Source organism: Natronosalvus rutilus, assembly GCF_024204665.1.
Lineage (GTDB): Archaea > Halobacteriota > Halobacteria > Halobacteriales > Natrialbaceae > Natronosalvus > Natronosalvus rutilus.
In genome coordinates this window covers 3,673,632-3,690,856 of the sequence record NZ_CP100355.1, presented here as the reverse complement: position 1 = coordinate 3,690,856, position 17,225 = coordinate 3,673,632, and the positions used below count along the sequence as shown (strand labels likewise).

The window sequence follows — 17,225 nt, the reverse complement described above, 5'->3', positions numbered from 1 at the left end:
AGCGCGAATACGATGTATGTCTCGCATCGAAGTCGCCGAACTCGAGGAGGCCGAACGGACATCCGTGCTCGGCACCGGCGGTACGGGCGTGCTGTCGTTTTCGACCGAGGGCGACGAACCGCCACGCACCGTCCCAGTCTCGTACGGATACGACCCCGTCCAGTCGACCTTTTACTTCCGGCTGGCGACCTCACCGGAGCACCCGCCCGAGACGTTCGACGGACACGCCGTCTCGTTCGTCACCTACGACGCCAACGACGAGTGGTGGAGCGTGGTTGCCAAGGGTCGCCTCGAGGACATCGAACGCGACGACGTCGGCACCGACGCTCTCGAGGGCCTCGAGCGCGTCGAGATTCCGCTAATCGATATCTTCGGGAGCCATCCTCGAGAGATCGACTTCGCGTTCTGTCGCCTCGAGCCGACGGCGTTCACGGGTCGTCGGGAGTCGAGCACGGCGCCGTGAGCAGTTTCGGGTCGTTCGCCGCCGGCGTTTCCGTTCGGTGACGATTCCGCTTCGACCGGACCAAACGGGAGGTTTTTCCCCGACCCATCCCAACCTCGAGCCATGGCCCAGGCTACCCAGGACTTCGGCGAGTGGCCGCTGAAGCGCCTGATGACCGAAATCGTCGGCTCCGGACCCAAATCCGCCGACGACATGACCCGCGAGCAGGCTCGAGAGGCGTTCCGGCGGATTCTCGCCGACGAACCCGACCCGACCACGCTGGGGGCGTTCTGGCTGGCGAATCGCTGGAAGAAGAACACGCCCGAGGAGCTGGCGGCCTTCACCGACGTCATGCGCGAGGAGAGCGTCGTGACGGCCGAACCCGACTGCGCCCCCGTCGACTGCGGAGCGAACTACGACGGCAAGCACACCACGGCCGTGCTCGGCGTGGCCGCTGGCATCGTCGCCGCCGCCGCGGGAACCCCGGTCGTGACCCACTCCGGCGACCGCGTCCCCACCCAGAAGGCGACGGCGTACAAGCACGTCCTCGACAAACTTGGCGTCCGGACGGACCTCGAGTCCGACGAGTCGGCCGACATGGTCGACGAGACCGGCTTCGGCTTCTACTACCAGCCAGCCTTCAACCCCGGCGTCCACGCGCTGTACGACCGTCGCGATCAGATGGGCGTTCGAACGTTCGTCAACACCATCGAGACCGTCGCCAACCCGGCCAACGCCGACGTCCACCTCGGCTCGTTCTACCACCTGGCGTTCGCGAAGAAGACGTGCGACCTGGTCGCCGAGAGCGAGGCGCTCGAGTTCTCCCGCGTCGTCATGTTCCAGGGAATGGAGGGCTACGACGACATCCGCCCCGGGTACACGAAAGTCGCCGACTGGCGAGCCGGCGAGTTCGACGACTTCGAAATCGAAACCGCCGAGTACGGCATGGAGATGGAGAACGACGACCTCGCCGTCGACGACGTCGACGCCGACTCCGCGGCGATCACCGAGGCGGTCCTCGCTGGCGAGCGTGACGACCACTTCGCCGACGCCGTCGCGCTCAACGCCGCGTTCCGGATGTTCGCCCGCGACGACGTGGACGGCCTTGAGGACGGCCTCGAGCGCGCCCGCGCGGTCATCGACGACGGGAGCGCGGCGGCCGTGCTCGAGGAGTTGCGCGCGTTCTGAATTCTAGTAACCTGTTTCGGCCTCGACGGCGTCAATCACTCGCTGAACGAGGTCGTCGTCGATCCAGAAGCCTACCTCGCGAAGCGACGCAAGCGCGGTCTCGATCGAGAGGCGGTCGCTTCGTGCGGCTCGAATCAGCAACCCCACGACACCGGTCACGCGAAGGTCGTGGCGACGGGCTACCTGACGTCCGTCGCGTTCATCGATCAGCACGAGATCAGCTTCCCGATCGATTGCGAGTGCGAGTGCCTCCGATTCGCCCCGGTCGAGTTCGGCTCGAAACTCTCTGACCAGATCGGTCCGCCTGGCCGACTCGACGGTGACGAACGACGATTCGAGGACCGTCTCGAGTTGTTCACGTTTTCGCTGTCCAACCAGCAGTTCGTCGCGTACAGCAGATGGGATCGTGATCGCCTCGAACTGTCGACGGAGACACGCCGTTCGATCGATGAGCTCCAGATTGAGAATCGGCGAAGTATCTGCGACGACGACCTCACTCGAGGCCATACGAAAGATCCTCTTCGAGTTCGGCGTCGGTGTAGTGGCGCTCGACGCCGCGATCGCCGAGCAGGGCGGCAAAGTCGTCCGGCGAGCGTCCGGCGAGTTCTCTCGCTTTGCCGAACGAGAGCGCGCCCGTCCGCGCGGTCGTCGATGATGGGCGCGCGGCGGCCGTGCTCGAGGAGTTGTGCGCGTTCTGACCTCCCGTGGATCGACGGGACTACGCGCGAATACTGCGCGCCCGTCGCCTCGAGACCACCACTGTTTTCACCACGCCCCTCGTCGGCCGTGGTATGGCAAATCCAACAGCGACGCTTCACACGAGCGAGGGCGACATCACCGTCGAACTGTTCGAAGAGCGAGCGCCCCGAACGGTCGGGAACTTCATCGGCCTCGCGACGGGCGAGCGCGAGTGGACCGATCCGGAGACCGACGAGCGCGTCACCGACGAACCGCTGTACGACGACGTGCCGTTCCACCGCGTCATCGAGGGGTTCATGATCCAGGGCGGCGACCCGACCGGCACCGGTCGCGGCGGCCCCGGCTACACCTTCGACGACGAGTTCCACGACGACCTCACCCACGACGGCCCCGGCACCCTCTCGATGGCCAACGCCGGGCCGAACACGAACGGCTCGCAGTTCTTCATCACCCTCGACGCGACGCCACACCTCGACGGTCGCCACTCGGTCTTCGGCGAAGTGACCGACGGGATGGATGTCGTTCGCGAGATCGGTTCCGTGGAAACCGACGGGAACGACAAACCAAAACGCGACATCGTTCTCGAGTCGGTGTCCGTCGACCGCTAAATTCGGTTTCCACATCGGGCACCCGTGCCGCCACTGGACACCGAGCGGCGCCGGGCACCGAGCGACACCGAACAGCACCGGACAACCGTAACGCGAAAGACCGTCCCCTCCCGAGGTGACGATATGAGCGACGCACCCGACGAGACCGCTGAAACCGATGGGACCGATGGACGGCCTCGCCCCAGCGACGTCGGCTCGAGCGACGGGCCGCCAATCGAGGACAAGCCCTACAAGATCATCTTCGAGGCGAACAAGTGCTTCGGCGCGGGCAAGTGCGCCGAGGTAAGCGACAACTGGGAGATGGACCTCCAGACGAGTCTCGCGCGGCCGAATTCGTACTTCATCGGCGAGGACGACCTCGAGGACAACGTCCGCGCCGCAGAGATCTGCCCGGCGAAGAAAGACCAGGGCTGTATCCACGTGATCGATCGCCGGACGGACGAAGAGATTGCGCCGGATCCACACGGCGACGGCACGCTGAGCGTCGACTGGTAGCACCGCGGAACCGTCCTGCGGTGACGACAAGGTCCATATGCGTTCGAATCGAAGGATGACGCGTGCGACCTGTTCGTCTCCTGCTTTTGATGCTCGTCGTCGTCGTGCTCGTTACCGGCGGTTGTCTCGATTTCGAGACATCGACGGGCCCTCGAGACGTCGATGGTGGAGGCGGTGACGACGGCGGCGAACTCGACGACGGCGACGATCACTCCAACGATGACGAATCGGAGCGGAAGGCGGGCACACTCGAGATCCACCACATCGACGTCGGACAGGCCGACGCGACCCTGCTGATCGAGCCCTCGGGGGAGACGATGCTCGTCGACAGCGGTGACTGGCGGGACGACGGCGAGCAGGTCATCGCCTACCTCGAGGAGCAGGGAATCGACCGCGTCGACCACCTCGTGGCGACCCACGCCCACGCCGACCACATCGGCGGCCACGCCGCGGTGATCGAGCACTTCGAGACGAACGGTGACGGCGTCGGCGCCATCTACGACTCCGGCGTCGTCTCGACGAGCGGGACCTACGAGCGCTACCTGGACGCCGTCGAGGAACACGACGTCGACCTCTTTCAGGTTCGGGAAGGGGACGCCGTCGACTTCGGTGAGGCGGAAATCGAGTTCTACAACCCGCCGGCCGAGGGTCCGGACGACGGCGACGGACTTAACGACAATAGCGTCGTCCTGACAGTGACCTACGGCGACGTCTCCTACCTGACGACCGGCGACGCCGAGCGCTCGGTCGAGTCGCGTCTGGTCGAGCGCCACGGTGACGACCTCGAAGCGGAGATTTACCAGACGGGTCACCACGGGTCGTCGACCAGTTCGTCGTCGGCGTTTCTCGACGTGGTCGGTCCCGACGTGACGGTCGTCTCGGCTCCCCTCGAGAGCCAGTACGGTCACCCACACGACGAGGTGCTCGCGGCGTTCGGCGAGCGCGGAATCGAGACCTACTGGACGGGCGTTCACGGACACGTGGTCGTCACCACGGACGGCGAGTCGGTCGTGGTCCAGGCGCAGCGTTCAGGTCCAACGGATGGGTACGTTCTCCTCGAGGAGTTCTCGAGCGAGGAGGAAGCGACCGAGGAAACGAGGGAAACCGAGCGATTACCGCGACGCGTAAGCGGATTCCCGACGGAGGCGGTAGCACTGCCATGACCACCTCTACTGTCACCGCCGTGCTCGACCGCATCATCGACGATTCGGTTGCCGTAGTGCTGCTCGAGTCCGAGTCCGAGGCCGGCGACGAAGGCGAAGGTGAATACGTAGACGATGACGACGAGCACGGCGAAGACGAAATCAAACGCCGACAGCTCGAACTCGACCTCGAGTCACTCCCCGAGGACGGTCGCCACGAGGGGGCCGTCTTCGAGGTCGTTCTCGGGGACGGAGCAGTACGCGAGATGCGGTATCGGCCGGACGAGGAGGCCGACCGTCGCGATCGACTGCGGGATCGCTTCGACCGGCTCTCCGATCGGCTCCCGGATCGGGACTAACTATCAAAAATCGCCTCGTTCGACACTCGTCTCTACTTTTTCACACGTCTCTGCCTGGAAGGCTCCTGGCTTCGATACACGATCTCACTAACCACGTCTCGGCCACGCGACTTCGCTGACCACGTCCCAGCCGATACTTTCACGTACCGGACACACCCATACCCGGTAATGATCGACCGACCCGTCAGGAGGCGGAGAACGCATGCCGACTAAGGTCGCTCGTCTGCTCGAGACCTACGACCTCGAAAGCCTCGGACTCGAACTCGAGCAGCGCTGGCTCGGAAAGGGATACGAACGGGAGAGCCTTCGCACGCTGGCCACGCGATTCAACGAACGTCTCCTCGGCGAACGGATGGCTCGCGCCGGTCTGTCGCCACTCGACGGCGAAGTCGAGAACACGTACCGACTTCTCACCGACGACGACGTGAGCGCCGGAATGCGAACCCAGGCCGAACGCGAACTCGAGCGAGCCGGCATCGACGTCGACGCGCTTCGCCGGGAGTTCGTCTCCCACCAGGCGATTCACACCTACCTGACGAGCGACCGGGAACTCGAAGGGCCCTCGAGCCAGACGAGTCCGGGGGACCGTCTCGAGCGGGATGCGGCGTCCATCCAGCGACTCTCGAGTCGGTTGACCGCGGTCACGGAGGACACCGTGAAGCGATATCGGGAGACGGACCTCCTCGAGAGCGGTTCCGTGTCGGTGCTCGTCGACGTGAACGTCCTCTGTGAGGAGTGCGGGGAGCAGTACGACGTCGCGACGTTCCTCGAGCGCGGCGGCTGTCGCTGTCGCGAGTGATCGACCGGTTCTGTCACGTGTGGTCGACCGGCCCCTCCGAGTGACCAGGACCCAGAGCCAACGACCGCTGGTCGCCCGACGCGGGCGATAGACGATGGCATATAAATACGTGGTGCCCCAAGTGGGGCCAATGAGCGCAGGCGAGACGACTGGACAGCCACGAGTGTCCGTCGAAAACATCGGCGGAATCGACTCGACGACGGTAGAACTGACGACTGGCGTGAACGTCCTCACGGGGCGAAACGCGACGAACCGAACCTCCTTCCTTCGATCCATCATGGGCGCACTCGGAAGCGACCGCGTCTCCCTCAAGGCGGACGCCGACCACGGCTCGGTGACGCTCGAGCTCGAGGGCGAAACGTACGAGCGCCACTTCGAACGGCGAGAAGGGGGGATCGTTAGTTCGGGCGATCCCTATCTCGAGGACCCGACGCTGGCGAACCTCTTCGCGTTCCTGCTCGAGTCGAACACCGCGCGCCAGGCCGTCAGCCAGCAGGATGACCTCCGCGAGGTCATCATGCGGCCGGTCGACGTCGAGGAGATCGAGGCCGAAATCTCCCAGGCCGAAGCGGACAAACGACGCCTCGACGACGAAATCGACCGTCTCACGTCGCTCAAATCGTCGCTTCCCTCGCTCGAGGAACGTCGCCAGTCGCTCCGAAAGGAGATCGAGGAAACGGAGGCCGAACTCGAGGAACGACGCGCGGACCTCGAGGCCTCGCGCGCGGACGAATCCGAGACCGACGACGACGAACTCGAGGCCAAACTCGACGAACTCCAGTCGGCGCGCAACGACCTGGAGGACGTCCAGTTCCAGCGCGAGACCGAACAACAGAGCATCGAGACCCTCGAGTCCGAACTCGAGGAGATGCAGGACGAACTCGAGGAGCTTCCCGACGGCTTCGAAACGGATCCCGACGCGCTCGAGCAGGAACTCGAGACGCTTCGCGACCAGCGGTCGACGCTCGATTCGAGTACGAACCAGTTGCAGAGCATCATCCAGTTCAACGAGGAGATGCTCGAGGGGACGAACCAGCGGATCACGCAGGCGTTACAGGGCGAACAGTCCGAGACCGACGGTGGTGCGGTGACCGAACAGTTGCTCGAGGACGACACGGCCATCTGCTGGACGTGCGGGTCCACGGTCGAAACCGACCAGATCGAGTCGACGATCGAGCGCCTTCGCTCCCTCCGGCAGGAGCACGTCCAGGAACGCAACGAACTCCGGCGCCAGATCGACGACCGGAAGGCGACGTTGCGGGAGGCACGGGAGACGAACCAGCGCCGACAGACGCTGACGCAGCGAATCGAGAGCACGGAGAACGAACTCGAGCAACGCCGCGACCGGCTCGAGACGCTCGACGAGCGCGAGGCCGAACTTCAGGAGGGGATCGACGACCTGGAGACGACGGTCGACGAACTCGAGGAAGAGAGCGAGAGCGAAACGCTCGATCACCAGAAGGAGGTGACCGAACTCGAGTTCCAGGTCGGCCGCCTGGAGGACGACCTCGCAGACGTCGAGGACGAAATCGAGGAAGCCGAGACCGAGATCGGTCGCATCGACGATCTGCGAGCACAGCGAGAGCAAGCATCCGAGCGACTCACCGACCTCCGGACCCGGATCGATCGCATCGAGCGGGAGTCGGTCGAGGCGTTCAACGAGCACATGGCCTCGGTACTCGACGTCCTCGAGTACGAGAACCTCGAGCGCATCTGGATCGAACGGACCGAACAGACGGTCAAGGAGGGACGGCGGCGCGTCGACCGTCCGGTCTTCGAGTTACACATCGTCCGCCAGGCCGACGACGGGCGGACCTACGAGGACACGATCGATCACCTGAGCGAGAGCGAGCGAGAAGTGACGGGGCTCGTGTTCGCGCTGGCTGGCTACCTGGTCCACGAGGTGTACGACGAGGTGCCGTTCATGCTGTTGGACTCACTCGAGGCCATCGACTCGAATCGGATCGCCCGACTCGTCGGTTACTTCAGCGAGTACGCGGAGACGCTCGTGACGGCGTTGCTTCCGGAGGATGCGGCCGCCCTGGACGAAGAGTACACGCGGATCACGTCGATCTAGCTTTTCCGGGGTGCTAGTTCGAAACCGCGCTCCAACGGACGTCGCGTCCGATTAGTATCCGGACTAGTGTCGTCGACGGTGGTCGGTCGTGGCTCGAGCGTTACACGGATAGGTGTGTAACGTACGGGCTGGAAAGTACCGCCCTCCTCGAGACGACGTGACCGACCTCTCTAGCACCGTTCATAGCTACTTTCCTGACACGTGCCGAACTGCTGCCGATGGCACTGGTAGGCGGTTCGGGATCGAAGCCAAACCTCGCGAGTGGCTGAACGAGAGGCGGAGAGCCCTCGACAGCAGAGAGGCTCGGTGAACGCCGACATCGAATTCGTCCACCTCCGCTACCGATTCGGACGCGACGAGGGGGTCTCAAGAGACGAGTACCAGCACCGGATTCGACGACGCGATTCGTGTCCCGCTACCGCTGTCCGCCGTCGTCGACCCGCACCGTACTCGCGCTCGAGCGACCACTGGCTTTTTGCCGATTGCCTCGGTGGAGTCGAGTATGACACTCGATCCGGTTCACTTCGACGGCATCGCGCGACTCGCGCGACGGATCGATCACGGGGCCGACGAGCGCGACCATCGAGCGCTCGCCGAGACGGTCTGGGCGGACTTTCTCGACCCGCTGATCGACGGCGACGGCCGATTCGTCCTCGAGCCGCTCGACACCGTCTCGAAGCACCTCGTCGACCGGGAAGCCATCGCCCTCTGTGACCAGCCGTTCGCGACCGAACACGGACTGGACGCCGGGACGATCAACCCAACGGTGTTCAAGAACGGCCTCGTGATCGACATCGCTCAGGCGGCGATGAGCGCGACGCCCTCCTCGCTCGACCTCCACCGCTCGCGGACGATGATCGCGACGGTCCACTCGAGCGATCAGACGGCCCACGTCGACGAGACGTGGGATGAATTCGACGACGACTACAGCCGCTCGCGGGCGATCAAGGTCCAGCAGCGACTGCCGCGGTTCGCCGAGGGCATCGTCCACGCGCTGGCGCTCTACCTCGCTGAGAGCGAACACGCCCGCGATCACGCCGAGGACGTCTCGGACCTGCTGATCCTCGACGGCCCACTCTACCCGCGAGGGCTCCTCCGGTGGTCGGATCAGCACCCCGACCTCGCGACCTTCCTCGAGGAGAACGCCCGCCCGAAACAGGTCGTCCAGAACTACGTTCGACTGGTCGAGACGTTCCTCGAGCGGGACGTCCCGCTCGTCGGCTTCGTCAAGAACCCGGCGACGCGGGCGATCACGCGCGCGGTCCAGTCGAAGGACATCGAGGCGCCGTGGGGCGACGACGGAACGTTCTTCACCCGGATCCTCGAGCGCGGCGAGTACGTCTCGGACGTCGACGGGGAGCGCTGGGAACGCGACACCGAGAGCCTGACCTACACGGGCTGGTTCCGTTCACGGGGTGGCGTCGACAGGCCCCTCTCGCCCGAGGGCGACGCACTCGGCGTCGACCGGAAACTCGACCTGGAGACCTATGAGGTGACGTTCTTCGTGATCTACGATCCGCGGGACGACCTGGTCTATCGGGTGGAAGCGCCGTACGGAGTCGTTCGCGACGAGGAGCGCCGGGAACGACTCACCCGGCAGTTGCTCCAGGACGTAGCCGTCGCGGGCGGGCCGCCACAGACCATCGAGAAGGCCGACGAACTCGCCAGGATCAGCGCGTCCGAGAAACGCTCGCTTCGGGAGGCGCTCGAGACGCAGTTCGAGACGGTCGAGCGGCGAACGTACGACGACAAGCGGTGGGGCGAGGAGTTCGCCTGAGGTCAGGTTGCGTCCCGTTCGAGCACGTCGGCGGCGTCGAGTTCGTCCTTCTCGATCTCGAGGTCGACGGCCTCGCGGTCGACGCCGATGCGGGCGAACTGGGTCTGGATGTGCTCGGTCGCGGCCTCGAGCGCCTGTTCGCGGGTGTCGAATCCGCGCGGCATCGGCGATTCGAAGGCGATGTGTACCTCGCGGCCGTCGATGAGTTGCGCGGTGCCGCCGCTATCGACCTCGTAGAACTCGTCACAGATCCAGACGTATGGAGCGCCTTCGTCTGGCGCGCCACGGAACGAGGGCGACTGCTCACCGCGCTCGTACAGCGTCCCGGTGAGCTCGGTCCCGCCGGCTCGGCCGCGTATGAGGAGCATACGAAACAGTAGGGTATCGAAACGGAAAAACCGGATGGTTGCAAGATGGCCTCGAGCGGCCGTCTCGAGGAAAGATTCGGAAAATCAGTAGCGTCTCCGACTCGTGACAACCGGGGAACTATGTTAGGTTACTTTCGCCTAGACGGGGTCGTTCGGACTCGAGTGGCGGGTTCGGTGTCGCTTTGACGACGACTTTTATCAGATATATATATAATTATATATATACTGCCTATACTATACTAATTATAGTAATGGCTTGGGTTTGGCGCTCGAATCTGTCAGTACGCGTCCATCGCTCTCCGAAGTCCTCCCGACGTCGAGTGAGATGTCGTGACGGAACTTAGAAAGGTATTAGTTACCCGTTTCGAAGGTTGCATCCATGGCAAAACACTCACGGGAAAAGAATTGTTCGTCGTCCGTATCCGATTCCTCGGTCGACCGAAGCCGCCGTCGCTTTCTCGGGGCGACTGCCGGTGCCTCGCTCGCCGCTCTGGTTCCCGCCAGTGCGAGCGTCGCGGCGAGCGGCGAGACGGTGACGATCGTCCACGACACGCACTTCCACGGGCGGTTTCGCAACGCACAGGAGTATGACCTCAACATCGCTCGCTACTACACCGTCGTCGAGGACGTTCTGGACGACACCGAGAACTCGCTCTTCCTGGGCAACGGCGACGACATCGCTCCCTCGATGCTCGGCCTTGAGTACGAGGGCGAGCACATGATCGAGGCGCTCAACTACATGGACGTCGACGCGGTTGGCGTCGGCAACCACGAGTACGACTTCGGGGCCGACGTTGCGACGACGCGCTTCGAGGAGAGCGGGTTCCCGTGGCTCGTCGCGAACCTGCTCGACGACACTGGTGCCCCGGTCCCGGGGACCGAGCGCTGGACCACGCTCGAGGCGGGCGGGCTTACGGTCGGCGTCTTCGGCCTGGTCTCGACGAACTTCCACTCGCTGACGGACTACCCAGCGGAGTGGCAGGTACTCGGCTACGTGGAAGGTGCCCAGGAGGCCGTCGACGCCCTGCGAGCGGACGGGGCCGACGTCGTCGTCTGTGCCTCTCACGTCAGCACGGGCGTCCACGACACGCTGGCCGCGGAGGTCGACGGACTGGACGCCATCGTCGGGTCGCACTCGGGCATCGCGTACGACGAACCCGAAATCGTCGACGGGACGGTCGTCAGCGAGTTCGGCGACGAGTTCGCCCACGTCGGGTCGATCACGCTCGACGCCGACGGCGACCTCGTCGACTGGCGTCGGGTCGACCTGATCCCCGAGAACTGGAGTCCGACCGACGCGGTCGACGAGTACGAGCAGATCACGGCCCGCGAGACGGCCGACATCGAGGAAGATCCCACGCTCGTGGACCTGACCGAAAAATGGCAGGGCGAACTCGACGAGCGCCTCGGCCAGCCGTTCTTCGAGAGCGAGACGGACCTCAACGGCACGTTCGACAACTACGCGGTCGAAACCGGCTTCGGCAACCTCATCACCGACGCGATGGCGACCATCGGCGACACCGCCGACGTCGAGGTCGACGTCGCCGTCCAGAACGGCGGCGGCATTCGGGGCGGCTACTACGAGGCCGGGCCGATCACCGGCGCACAGGTCATGGAGACGCTCCCGTTCCCGAACGAAATCGAGGTCGTCGAGCTCACCGGTCAGCAACTCGTCGACTATCTCGAAGGAGCGATTCGCCCGCACCCGAGCGAAGACTACGGCACGCAGCCGGCGATCCAGGTCTCGGGCGTCTCCTACGAGTGGTGGGGCCACGACGACGAGACGTGGATCGACAACGTGTTCGTCGGCGGCGAGCCGGTCGATCCGGAGGAGACCTACTACATGGCGAACAACGACTATGTCGTCGGCAACGACGATATCCTGAGCCAAGCCGAGACTGTCCTCGAGTCGGGCCAGTTCCAGGGGCCCTACGTGCTCGACGTGCTCGAGGAGTGGGGTACCGTGGCTCCAGAGCGCGAGAACCGGATGATCCGCGTCGACGAGGACGTCGGTGCGGGGTCGGTCGCACGGGAAGACGGCAAAATCACGATCACCGCCCCCTTCCCGGAGAGCGGCACCGCCGTCGTCGAGGACTCCTTCCGGGCCGTGATCCGCACCGGCGATGACCTCGCGGTCGAGTCCGTCGCCGAGGGCGACGATACCGTCGAAGTCGTCTTCGACGCCGAGGCGCTGTGCGAACTCGTCTCGAGCGTCGAGAATCCCGTCCTGCGGGTCTTCGGCGGCTACGATCCGGACGAGGAGTACTGGGGCTATGGCTTCGAGTTGCCCACCTCGAGCGGCTACGACTACTTCAAATTGAAGTCGAGTGTCGACGCGGCGGCCGTGCTCGAGTCCGGCGAAGGTGCGGACGATGACGACGGCCAGAACGGTGACGGTGGAGACGGCGACGGTGAGGATCAGAACGGCGACCAGGACGACGGCGAGAACCAGGACGGCGACGACGAGGATACCGACGTAAGCAGCGAAAAGGAGGAGGACGGTATGCCCGGATTCGGTCCGTTAGCCGCTCTTGCCGGCGGCGCAGGCGGGACCTACCTCTACTCCCGCGTTCGCGGCGCGGACGACGAGGAATCTGACCGGGCCTGAAGGACAAACCGTAAATCGCTCTCCGCCTAAGTTCCCTACAGATGCGCGGAACGTCCCCGCTTACGCGACGCCGCCTCCTCCAGCGAGCAACTGCCGGGGCCGGCACACTCGCCATCGCCGGCTGTCTCGAGCGCGGTGAGGACGACACCCCGGAATCGAACGGAGACGCCGAGCCGAACGGGTCGAACGACACCAACGACTCCGACGACCTGCTCGCGTTCCCCGAAATCGAGGACCCGCCGGACGCGGTGTACCGCCCGACCCACCGCGAGCGGATGCGGATGCTCGAGCCCGTCGACGCCGGCGACCACCGCGTCGCCGGGATGGTCACCTACCCGCACCCGTTCTGGCTCGTCGACGGGAGCGGCGTCAAGAAGGTCGAACCCGACCGCGACGACGTCCACCTGATGGTCACCGCCTGGGACCGCGAGACCGAACAGGTGGTTCCCGTCGACTCGAGTCCCGTTCTCGAGCTCTCCCAGGACGGCGAGTTCGTCCGCGAGGTTCGCCCGTGGCTCATGCTCTCCCAGCAGATGGGCTTTCACTTCGGGGACAACCTCTCCCTCGAGGGCGACGGCACCTATCGCGTCGAGGGCCGATTGAGCCCGGTCTCGATCCGAAAAACTGGCGCGTTCGCGGACCGACTCGAGGAGCGCGTCTCGTTCGAATTCGCGTTCGACTTCGACGACGACCTTCGCCGACTCGCGACCGAGGTCGAGTACTTCCCCAAGGACGAGTGGGGCGAGCGCGGAGCGCTCGAGCCGATGGGCCACGGAGACGGCGGAAGCGACGGTGCCGATCGCGAAGGTGGGGACGGCGACTCCGATCACGACAATTCCGGATCCGATCACGACAGCCACGCCATCCCGTACTCGAGCGCACCGCCGGCGAGAGACCTCCCGGGGTCTCGTCAGGAACCGCTCGAGAGCGGCGACGCCGTCTTCGAGATCACAACCTTCGAACCGGGTTCCAGGTTTGTCAACGCTGATCCCGAAGCGGGCGGCGACGACCACTACCTCGCGGTCTCCCCGCGGACCCCCTACAACCACTGCGTCCTCCCGCTGATGGGCCTTGAGGCGACCGTCGACGGCGACTCCAGGCGACTGACCGAAACCCTCGACCACGAACTCGGTCTCCACTATGGGACGGCGCTGGCGACCGATCCGAACGAGGCGACCCTCGAACTCGAGGTGCAAACGCCACCACAGGTCTCGAGACACCGGGGCTACGAGACGGCCTTCCTCGAGATGCCGTCGGCGTCGACAGTGATTTCGCTATGACCGGACGACGGCTCCTCGTCGCGACGCTCGCGCTGGCACTGGTGACGTCTACCGTCGCACTGGCCGGTTTCGGGGTCGGGACGGTTACCGCCGGCGACGCCGTCGCCACCATATCGCCGACGCCCTACGAGGTCGAGGCCCAACCCGGTGAGGAGATCGAGATCGACGTCATCATGCGCAGCCAGGGCGCTCACGGCGAGGGCGTCACCTCCTACGAGCTGATCGCCCAGTACCACCCCGACTACCTCGAAGTCACGGACGTCGAGGCAGGCGACTGGCTCGAGCAGGGCGAGGAATCCGAGATCAGCGAGGAACAGGTAATTGCTAACGAGGCCGGAACGGCAATCCTCGAGCAGCGGCGTGATCCCGTGGCTGGCGGGGCGACGGGGCAGGCTCGCGTCGCCACGATCACGATAGAGGTCGCGGCGGACGCGCCGGCGGCACAGACGACGCTCTCCTTTGGCAACTCCGAAGTCTACCTCGAGCGCGAGTTCCCGCTCGCAGTTCACGACCGGGAGGTGACGATTTCGATCGACGGTGGGGAGGAACCGCACGAGCCGTTCGATCATCCCGATCCGCATGATCGTGACGCGCTCGAGGCGATGGCAAACGAGTCTGCCGACGACTCGGATCGATCCGGAACTGGGGACGATACGGACTCGAGCGACTCCAGTGACGACGCAGACGAGAACACCTCGGGATCGGCGAACGAATCGGGCAGCGACGAGCCCCGCGAAGCGGACGACGCTGATTCGGTACCCGGGTTCACGGCCGTCTCTCTGCTCGTGGCGCTCCTCGCGCTCGCTGGGTTCCGGCGCGTTCTGGATGGAGAACGGTAGCAGCGTCTCGAGTCGTGTCGCGAATCCTTCGAACGGTCGTCGAGTCGATTGGCTCGAGCAGCCATCGACACGAATGTTAGAACGAGCACCGACGTAGATTCTCCGAACAGTCCTCGATCAGCGATTCCACGCGGCCGCGTCCGGATCGACCAGTCGCTCGCCACGGTCGAGTTCGGCGATTCGATCCAGTTCGTCGTCGCTCAACGAGAGGTCGAGCGCCGCGTAGTTCTCCTCGACGTGGTCGCCGGTCGCCTTCGGGATGGGAACCACGCCCTCGCGGGCGTAATGCCACGCGAGCGTCACCTGGACGGGTGTGGCGTCGTGGGCGTCGGCGATCGACTCGAGCGTGTCGTTCCCGGCGACGTCGCCCTTTGCGATCGGGCAGTAGGCAACGGTCGTCACGTCATGCTCGCGTCCGTACTCGACCAGGTCGTCCTGCTGGAGGAACGGGTGCAGTTCGACCTGGTTGGCCACGATTGGCGACTCGAGGATCTCGTGGGCCTCCTCGAGCAACTCGACGGTGAAGTTGCTCACGCCGACGTTTCGCGTCCATCCCCGGTCGCGGACCTCGTCCATCGCGGGTAGTGTCTCCTCGGGGTCGTAGGCGTCGGTCGGCCAGTGGACGTACAGCAGGTCGACCGTATCGACGCCGAGCCGGTCGAGGCTCTCCTCGGTCGTCTCGAGGACGTCGTCGTGGGCGAGGTTCGAGGGGTGGATTTTCGTCGCCAGGAACACGTCCTCGCGGTCGACGTCGCTTCGCTCGAGCGCGGCCCCGACTGCGGCCTCGTTGTCGTACATCTGGGCGGTGTCGACGTGGCGGTAGCCGGCCTCGAGCGCTCGCGCGACGCTCTCGGTGCAGGTCGCTCCCTCGTGACCCGACGTTCCGAAGCCGGGTTGTGGAACGGGTGTCTCGCTCATACGGGACCGCACGAGCGCCGAGTACTCGAGTGTCGGGGAAGCGGCAAGTGGTCTGCGGGGAGTCTCGATTTGGTCTCGATGGGATCTTGATCAGGTCTCTAGCGTAATCCTGATCGGGTCTCGACCGGGTTTCAATCGGGCCTCGAGCACCCGTCGTGGCCCTTCTCCAGTTTATATACGATCGGGCGGCCAGACCGCCCATGGCTCGACAGCCCACTCGAACTCGCCGCACCGTACTCGGAGCGATCGCTGGCCTCGCCATGGGTGCCAGTGCGGGAAGCGTTAGCGGGAGCGACGACGAGAGCCCGTCACAGGACGGGCCCGCCGACGTTCCAGCGTTGCGAACTCAGTCAACGGCTCTCACCTCGAGCTCGGGGCTCCCGTTCGAAACGTTCGTCGCGACCGTCGACCGAATCGTCGACGGCGAACACGTCGTCATCCTGCTCGAGGAGGACGGGCGAACCGTCGATCAGCTCGTCGTTCCCCGCGATCGTCTCCCGACCGTCGAGGAGCGCGATCGACTCGTCGTACTCGTTCGCGACGGGGACCTCGCCGCGGCCTGGCCGCTTCCCGAGCGTCTCGATCCTCACTCGAGGGAGTAACCACGGGCGCTAATTTCACCGGGACTCGATAGGGCGTCTCGAGTGAATCGACTCGCCGACTGCTCGTCGTCACCTGAGCCGAACGGGTGCTGCGCCCGAGAGACGGATCGAGGGATCGAGACGTCACTCCTCCTGCTCGACGCCGTCACTCTCGTCGCTGCCATCGACATCGCCCTCGTCGCCCGCCTGCGACGCGTCCGGGTCGGTCTCGTCCTGACGCATTGCGTCGCCCGTGTCGGCTTCGCCCTCGCTGTCTTCGTCAGCGTCGGCTACGCTCGAGTCGTCCTCACTCGAGTCGTCGCCGTCCAGGGCACCGGGTCTCGGTCCACCGGTTTCGGGGTCGACCTCGCTATCGATCGACATCGTCGGTTGTGCCTGTTCGGCCGACGGGCCGGTCGCCTCGCTCACTTCATCCGCGACTGCGGTATCCGAGAGGTCGGCCTCCTCAGCGTCGTCCTCGTCCAGCCGTGGATCGGCCTCTGACGGCGCCTCTTCGGCCGATTCGTCGTCGACGGCCGGCTCGAGCGAGGACGTCTCGTCGTCTTGCCAGTCGAACTCGTCGCTCGAGGCATCGAGCCCGGTTTCGCGACCCTGGTCCTCTCGCTGTGCTGCCGCGTGAGCCTCGTCCGACGTGGATTTATCCGTCTCCTCGGTACCCGCGCGGCGTCGCTTGACGCCGGTACCGACGGCCGCTATGCCGATGGCGGCCGGAATGATGCCGCGTACCCGACCCCGTCGAATCGATCGGAGCCCTCGCCAGAGGACCAGGGCGCCAGTCGCCATCGCGAGCGACCCGTCGCTCGCACCCCGTTTGGCCAGCGACAGCGCCCGATCAATCGTCGACCCGCCTTCGAGCGGCGCGTCCGACTCGAGCGCTCGTTCGGTCAGATCGCCCGTCTGATTCCCGCCGTCTCCTGTGTCGACCATTGGATCGGGAGCTACACCGTCGACGCAAGTGAATCTTAGCCCGGCATACCAATCCATACTCGATGCCGTCGCTCGCCGGCCGACGATTGGTGGGAAC

General features: G+C 65.1%; 17 protein-coding genes and 1 pseudogene. 13 read left to right on the top strand and 5 right to left on the bottom strand.

Annotated elements, in window-relative coordinates; translation table 11 throughout:
• Positions 1-16 precede the first annotated feature (16 nt).
• Both NGM29_RS17970 and NGM29_RS17965 read left to right on the top strand, forming a co-directional pair.
• Complete coding sequence (locus NGM29_RS17970) at positions 17-463, top strand: pyridoxamine 5'-phosphate oxidase family protein (protein ID WP_254158153.1); 447 nt, start codon at positions 17-19, stop codon at positions 461-463.
• A 102-nt stretch (positions 464-565) separates the two neighbouring features.
• Positions 566-1,630, top strand: coding sequence for an anthranilate phosphoribosyltransferase (locus tag NGM29_RS17965; protein ID WP_254158152.1), 1,065 nt, complete (start codon positions 566-568; stop codon positions 1,628-1,630).
• Between the two features lie 3 nt (positions 1,631-1,633).
• Here the strand turns inward: NGM29_RS17965 and NGM29_RS17960 are convergent, their stop codons facing one another.
• Positions 1,634-2,137, bottom strand: coding sequence for a PIN domain-containing protein (locus tag NGM29_RS17960; RefSeq protein WP_254158151.1), 504 nt, complete (start codon positions 2,135-2,137; stop codon positions 1,634-1,636).
• A pseudogene (locus NGM29_RS21210) lies at positions 2,124-2,258 on the bottom strand (UPF0175 family protein); the annotation flags it as partial. The pseudogene NGM29_RS21210 and the gene NGM29_RS17960, both read right to left, overlap by 14 nt.
• A 163-nt stretch (positions 2,259-2,421) precedes the next feature.
• Between NGM29_RS21210 and NGM29_RS17950 the strand changes: the two are divergent.
• The 7 genes from NGM29_RS17950 to NGM29_RS17920 all read left to right on the top strand — a co-directional run bounded on the left by NGM29_RS17950 (position 2,422) and on the right by NGM29_RS17920 (position 9,586).
• The gene (locus NGM29_RS17950; protein ID WP_254158150.1) at positions 2,422-2,937 is read left to right on the top strand and encodes a peptidylprolyl isomerase; all 516 of its coding nucleotides are present in this window, start codon (positions 2,422-2,424) and stop codon (positions 2,935-2,937) included.
• Positions 2,938-3,060: 123 nt separating this feature from the next.
• The gene (locus tag NGM29_RS17945) at positions 3,061-3,432 is read left to right on the top strand and encodes a ferredoxin (protein ID WP_254158149.1); all 372 of its coding nucleotides are present in this window, start codon (positions 3,061-3,063) and stop codon (positions 3,430-3,432) included.
• Between the two features lie 62 nt (positions 3,433-3,494).
• Positions 3,495-4,595: a ComEC/Rec2 family competence protein gene (locus NGM29_RS17940; RefSeq protein ID WP_254158148.1), complete on the top strand. Its 1,101-nt coding sequence runs from the start codon at positions 3,495-3,497 to the stop codon at positions 4,593-4,595.
• The gene (locus NGM29_RS17935; RefSeq protein WP_254158147.1) at positions 4,592-4,933 is read left to right on the top strand and encodes a DUF3006 family protein; all 342 of its coding nucleotides are present in this window, start codon (positions 4,592-4,594) and stop codon (positions 4,931-4,933) included. The genes NGM29_RS17940 and NGM29_RS17935 overlap by 4 nt, the downstream gene beginning before the upstream one ends.
• A gap of 202 nt (positions 4,934-5,135) precedes the next feature.
• Complete coding sequence (rdfA, locus tag NGM29_RS17930; RefSeq protein ID WP_254158146.1) at positions 5,136-5,732, top strand: rod-determining factor RdfA; 597 nt, start codon at positions 5,136-5,138, stop codon at positions 5,730-5,732.
• 130 nt (positions 5,733-5,862) lie between these two features.
• A complete protein-coding gene (locus tag NGM29_RS17925; protein WP_254158145.1) occupies positions 5,863-7,809 on the top strand; it encodes an archaea-specific SMC-related protein in 1,947 nt (648 codons plus the stop codon).
• A gap of 502 nt (positions 7,810-8,311) precedes the next feature.
• Entirely contained in the window at positions 8,312-9,586 is a 1,275-nt protein-coding gene (locus NGM29_RS17920) for a DNA double-strand break repair nuclease NurA (protein WP_254158144.1), read from the top strand.
• Between the two features lie 2 nt (positions 9,587-9,588).
• Here the strand turns inward: NGM29_RS17920 and NGM29_RS17915 are convergent, their stop codons facing one another.
• Positions 9,589-9,954, bottom strand: a complete 366-nt coding sequence (locus NGM29_RS17915; RefSeq protein WP_254158143.1) for a DUF7113 family protein — start codon at positions 9,952-9,954, stop codon at positions 9,589-9,591.
• 379 nt (positions 9,955-10,333) lie between these two features.
• Here NGM29_RS17915 and NGM29_RS17910 point away from each other — a divergent pair, with 379 nt between their 5' ends.
• From NGM29_RS17910 to NGM29_RS17900, 3 genes are read left to right on the top strand one after another with little or no spacing between them, the layout of a single operon-like run.
• Positions 10,334-12,562: a bifunctional metallophosphatase/5'-nucleotidase gene (locus NGM29_RS17910; protein ID WP_254158142.1), complete on the top strand. Its 2,229-nt coding sequence runs from the start codon at positions 10,334-10,336 to the stop codon at positions 12,560-12,562.
• A gap of 41 nt (positions 12,563-12,603) precedes the next feature.
• Entirely contained in the window at positions 12,604-13,842 is a 1,239-nt protein-coding gene (locus NGM29_RS17905; protein ID WP_254158141.1) for a DUF7350 domain-containing protein, read from the top strand.
• Positions 13,839-14,681: a cohesin domain-containing protein gene (locus NGM29_RS17900; RefSeq protein ID WP_254158140.1), complete on the top strand. Its 843-nt coding sequence runs from the start codon at positions 13,839-13,841 to the stop codon at positions 14,679-14,681. Before NGM29_RS17905 ends, NGM29_RS17900 begins: the two co-directional genes overlap by 4 nt.
• Before the next feature lie 117 nt (positions 14,682-14,798).
• Here NGM29_RS17900 and NGM29_RS17895 read toward each other — a convergent pair whose 3' ends face one another.
• Entirely contained in the window at positions 14,799-15,599 is an 801-nt protein-coding gene (locus NGM29_RS17895; RefSeq protein ID WP_254158139.1) for an aldo/keto reductase, read from the bottom strand.
• A 200-nt stretch (positions 15,600-15,799) separates the two neighbouring features.
• On the opposite strand from NGM29_RS17895, the gene NGM29_RS17890 reads away from it, so the two are divergent.
• On the top strand, positions 15,800-16,201 hold the full coding sequence (locus NGM29_RS17890; protein WP_254158138.1) for a DUF3006 domain-containing protein: 402 nt from the start codon (positions 15,800-15,802) through the stop codon (positions 16,199-16,201).
• 123 nt (positions 16,202-16,324) lie between these two features.
• On the opposite strand, the gene NGM29_RS17885 is transcribed toward NGM29_RS17890, so the two are convergent.
• Positions 16,325-17,128 carry a hypothetical protein gene (locus NGM29_RS17885; RefSeq protein ID WP_254158137.1) on the bottom strand — a complete coding sequence of 268 codons (804 nt, stop codon included), beginning with the start codon at positions 17,126-17,128 and terminating at the stop codon, positions 16,325-16,327.
• Positions 17,129-17,225 lie beyond the last annotated feature (97 nt).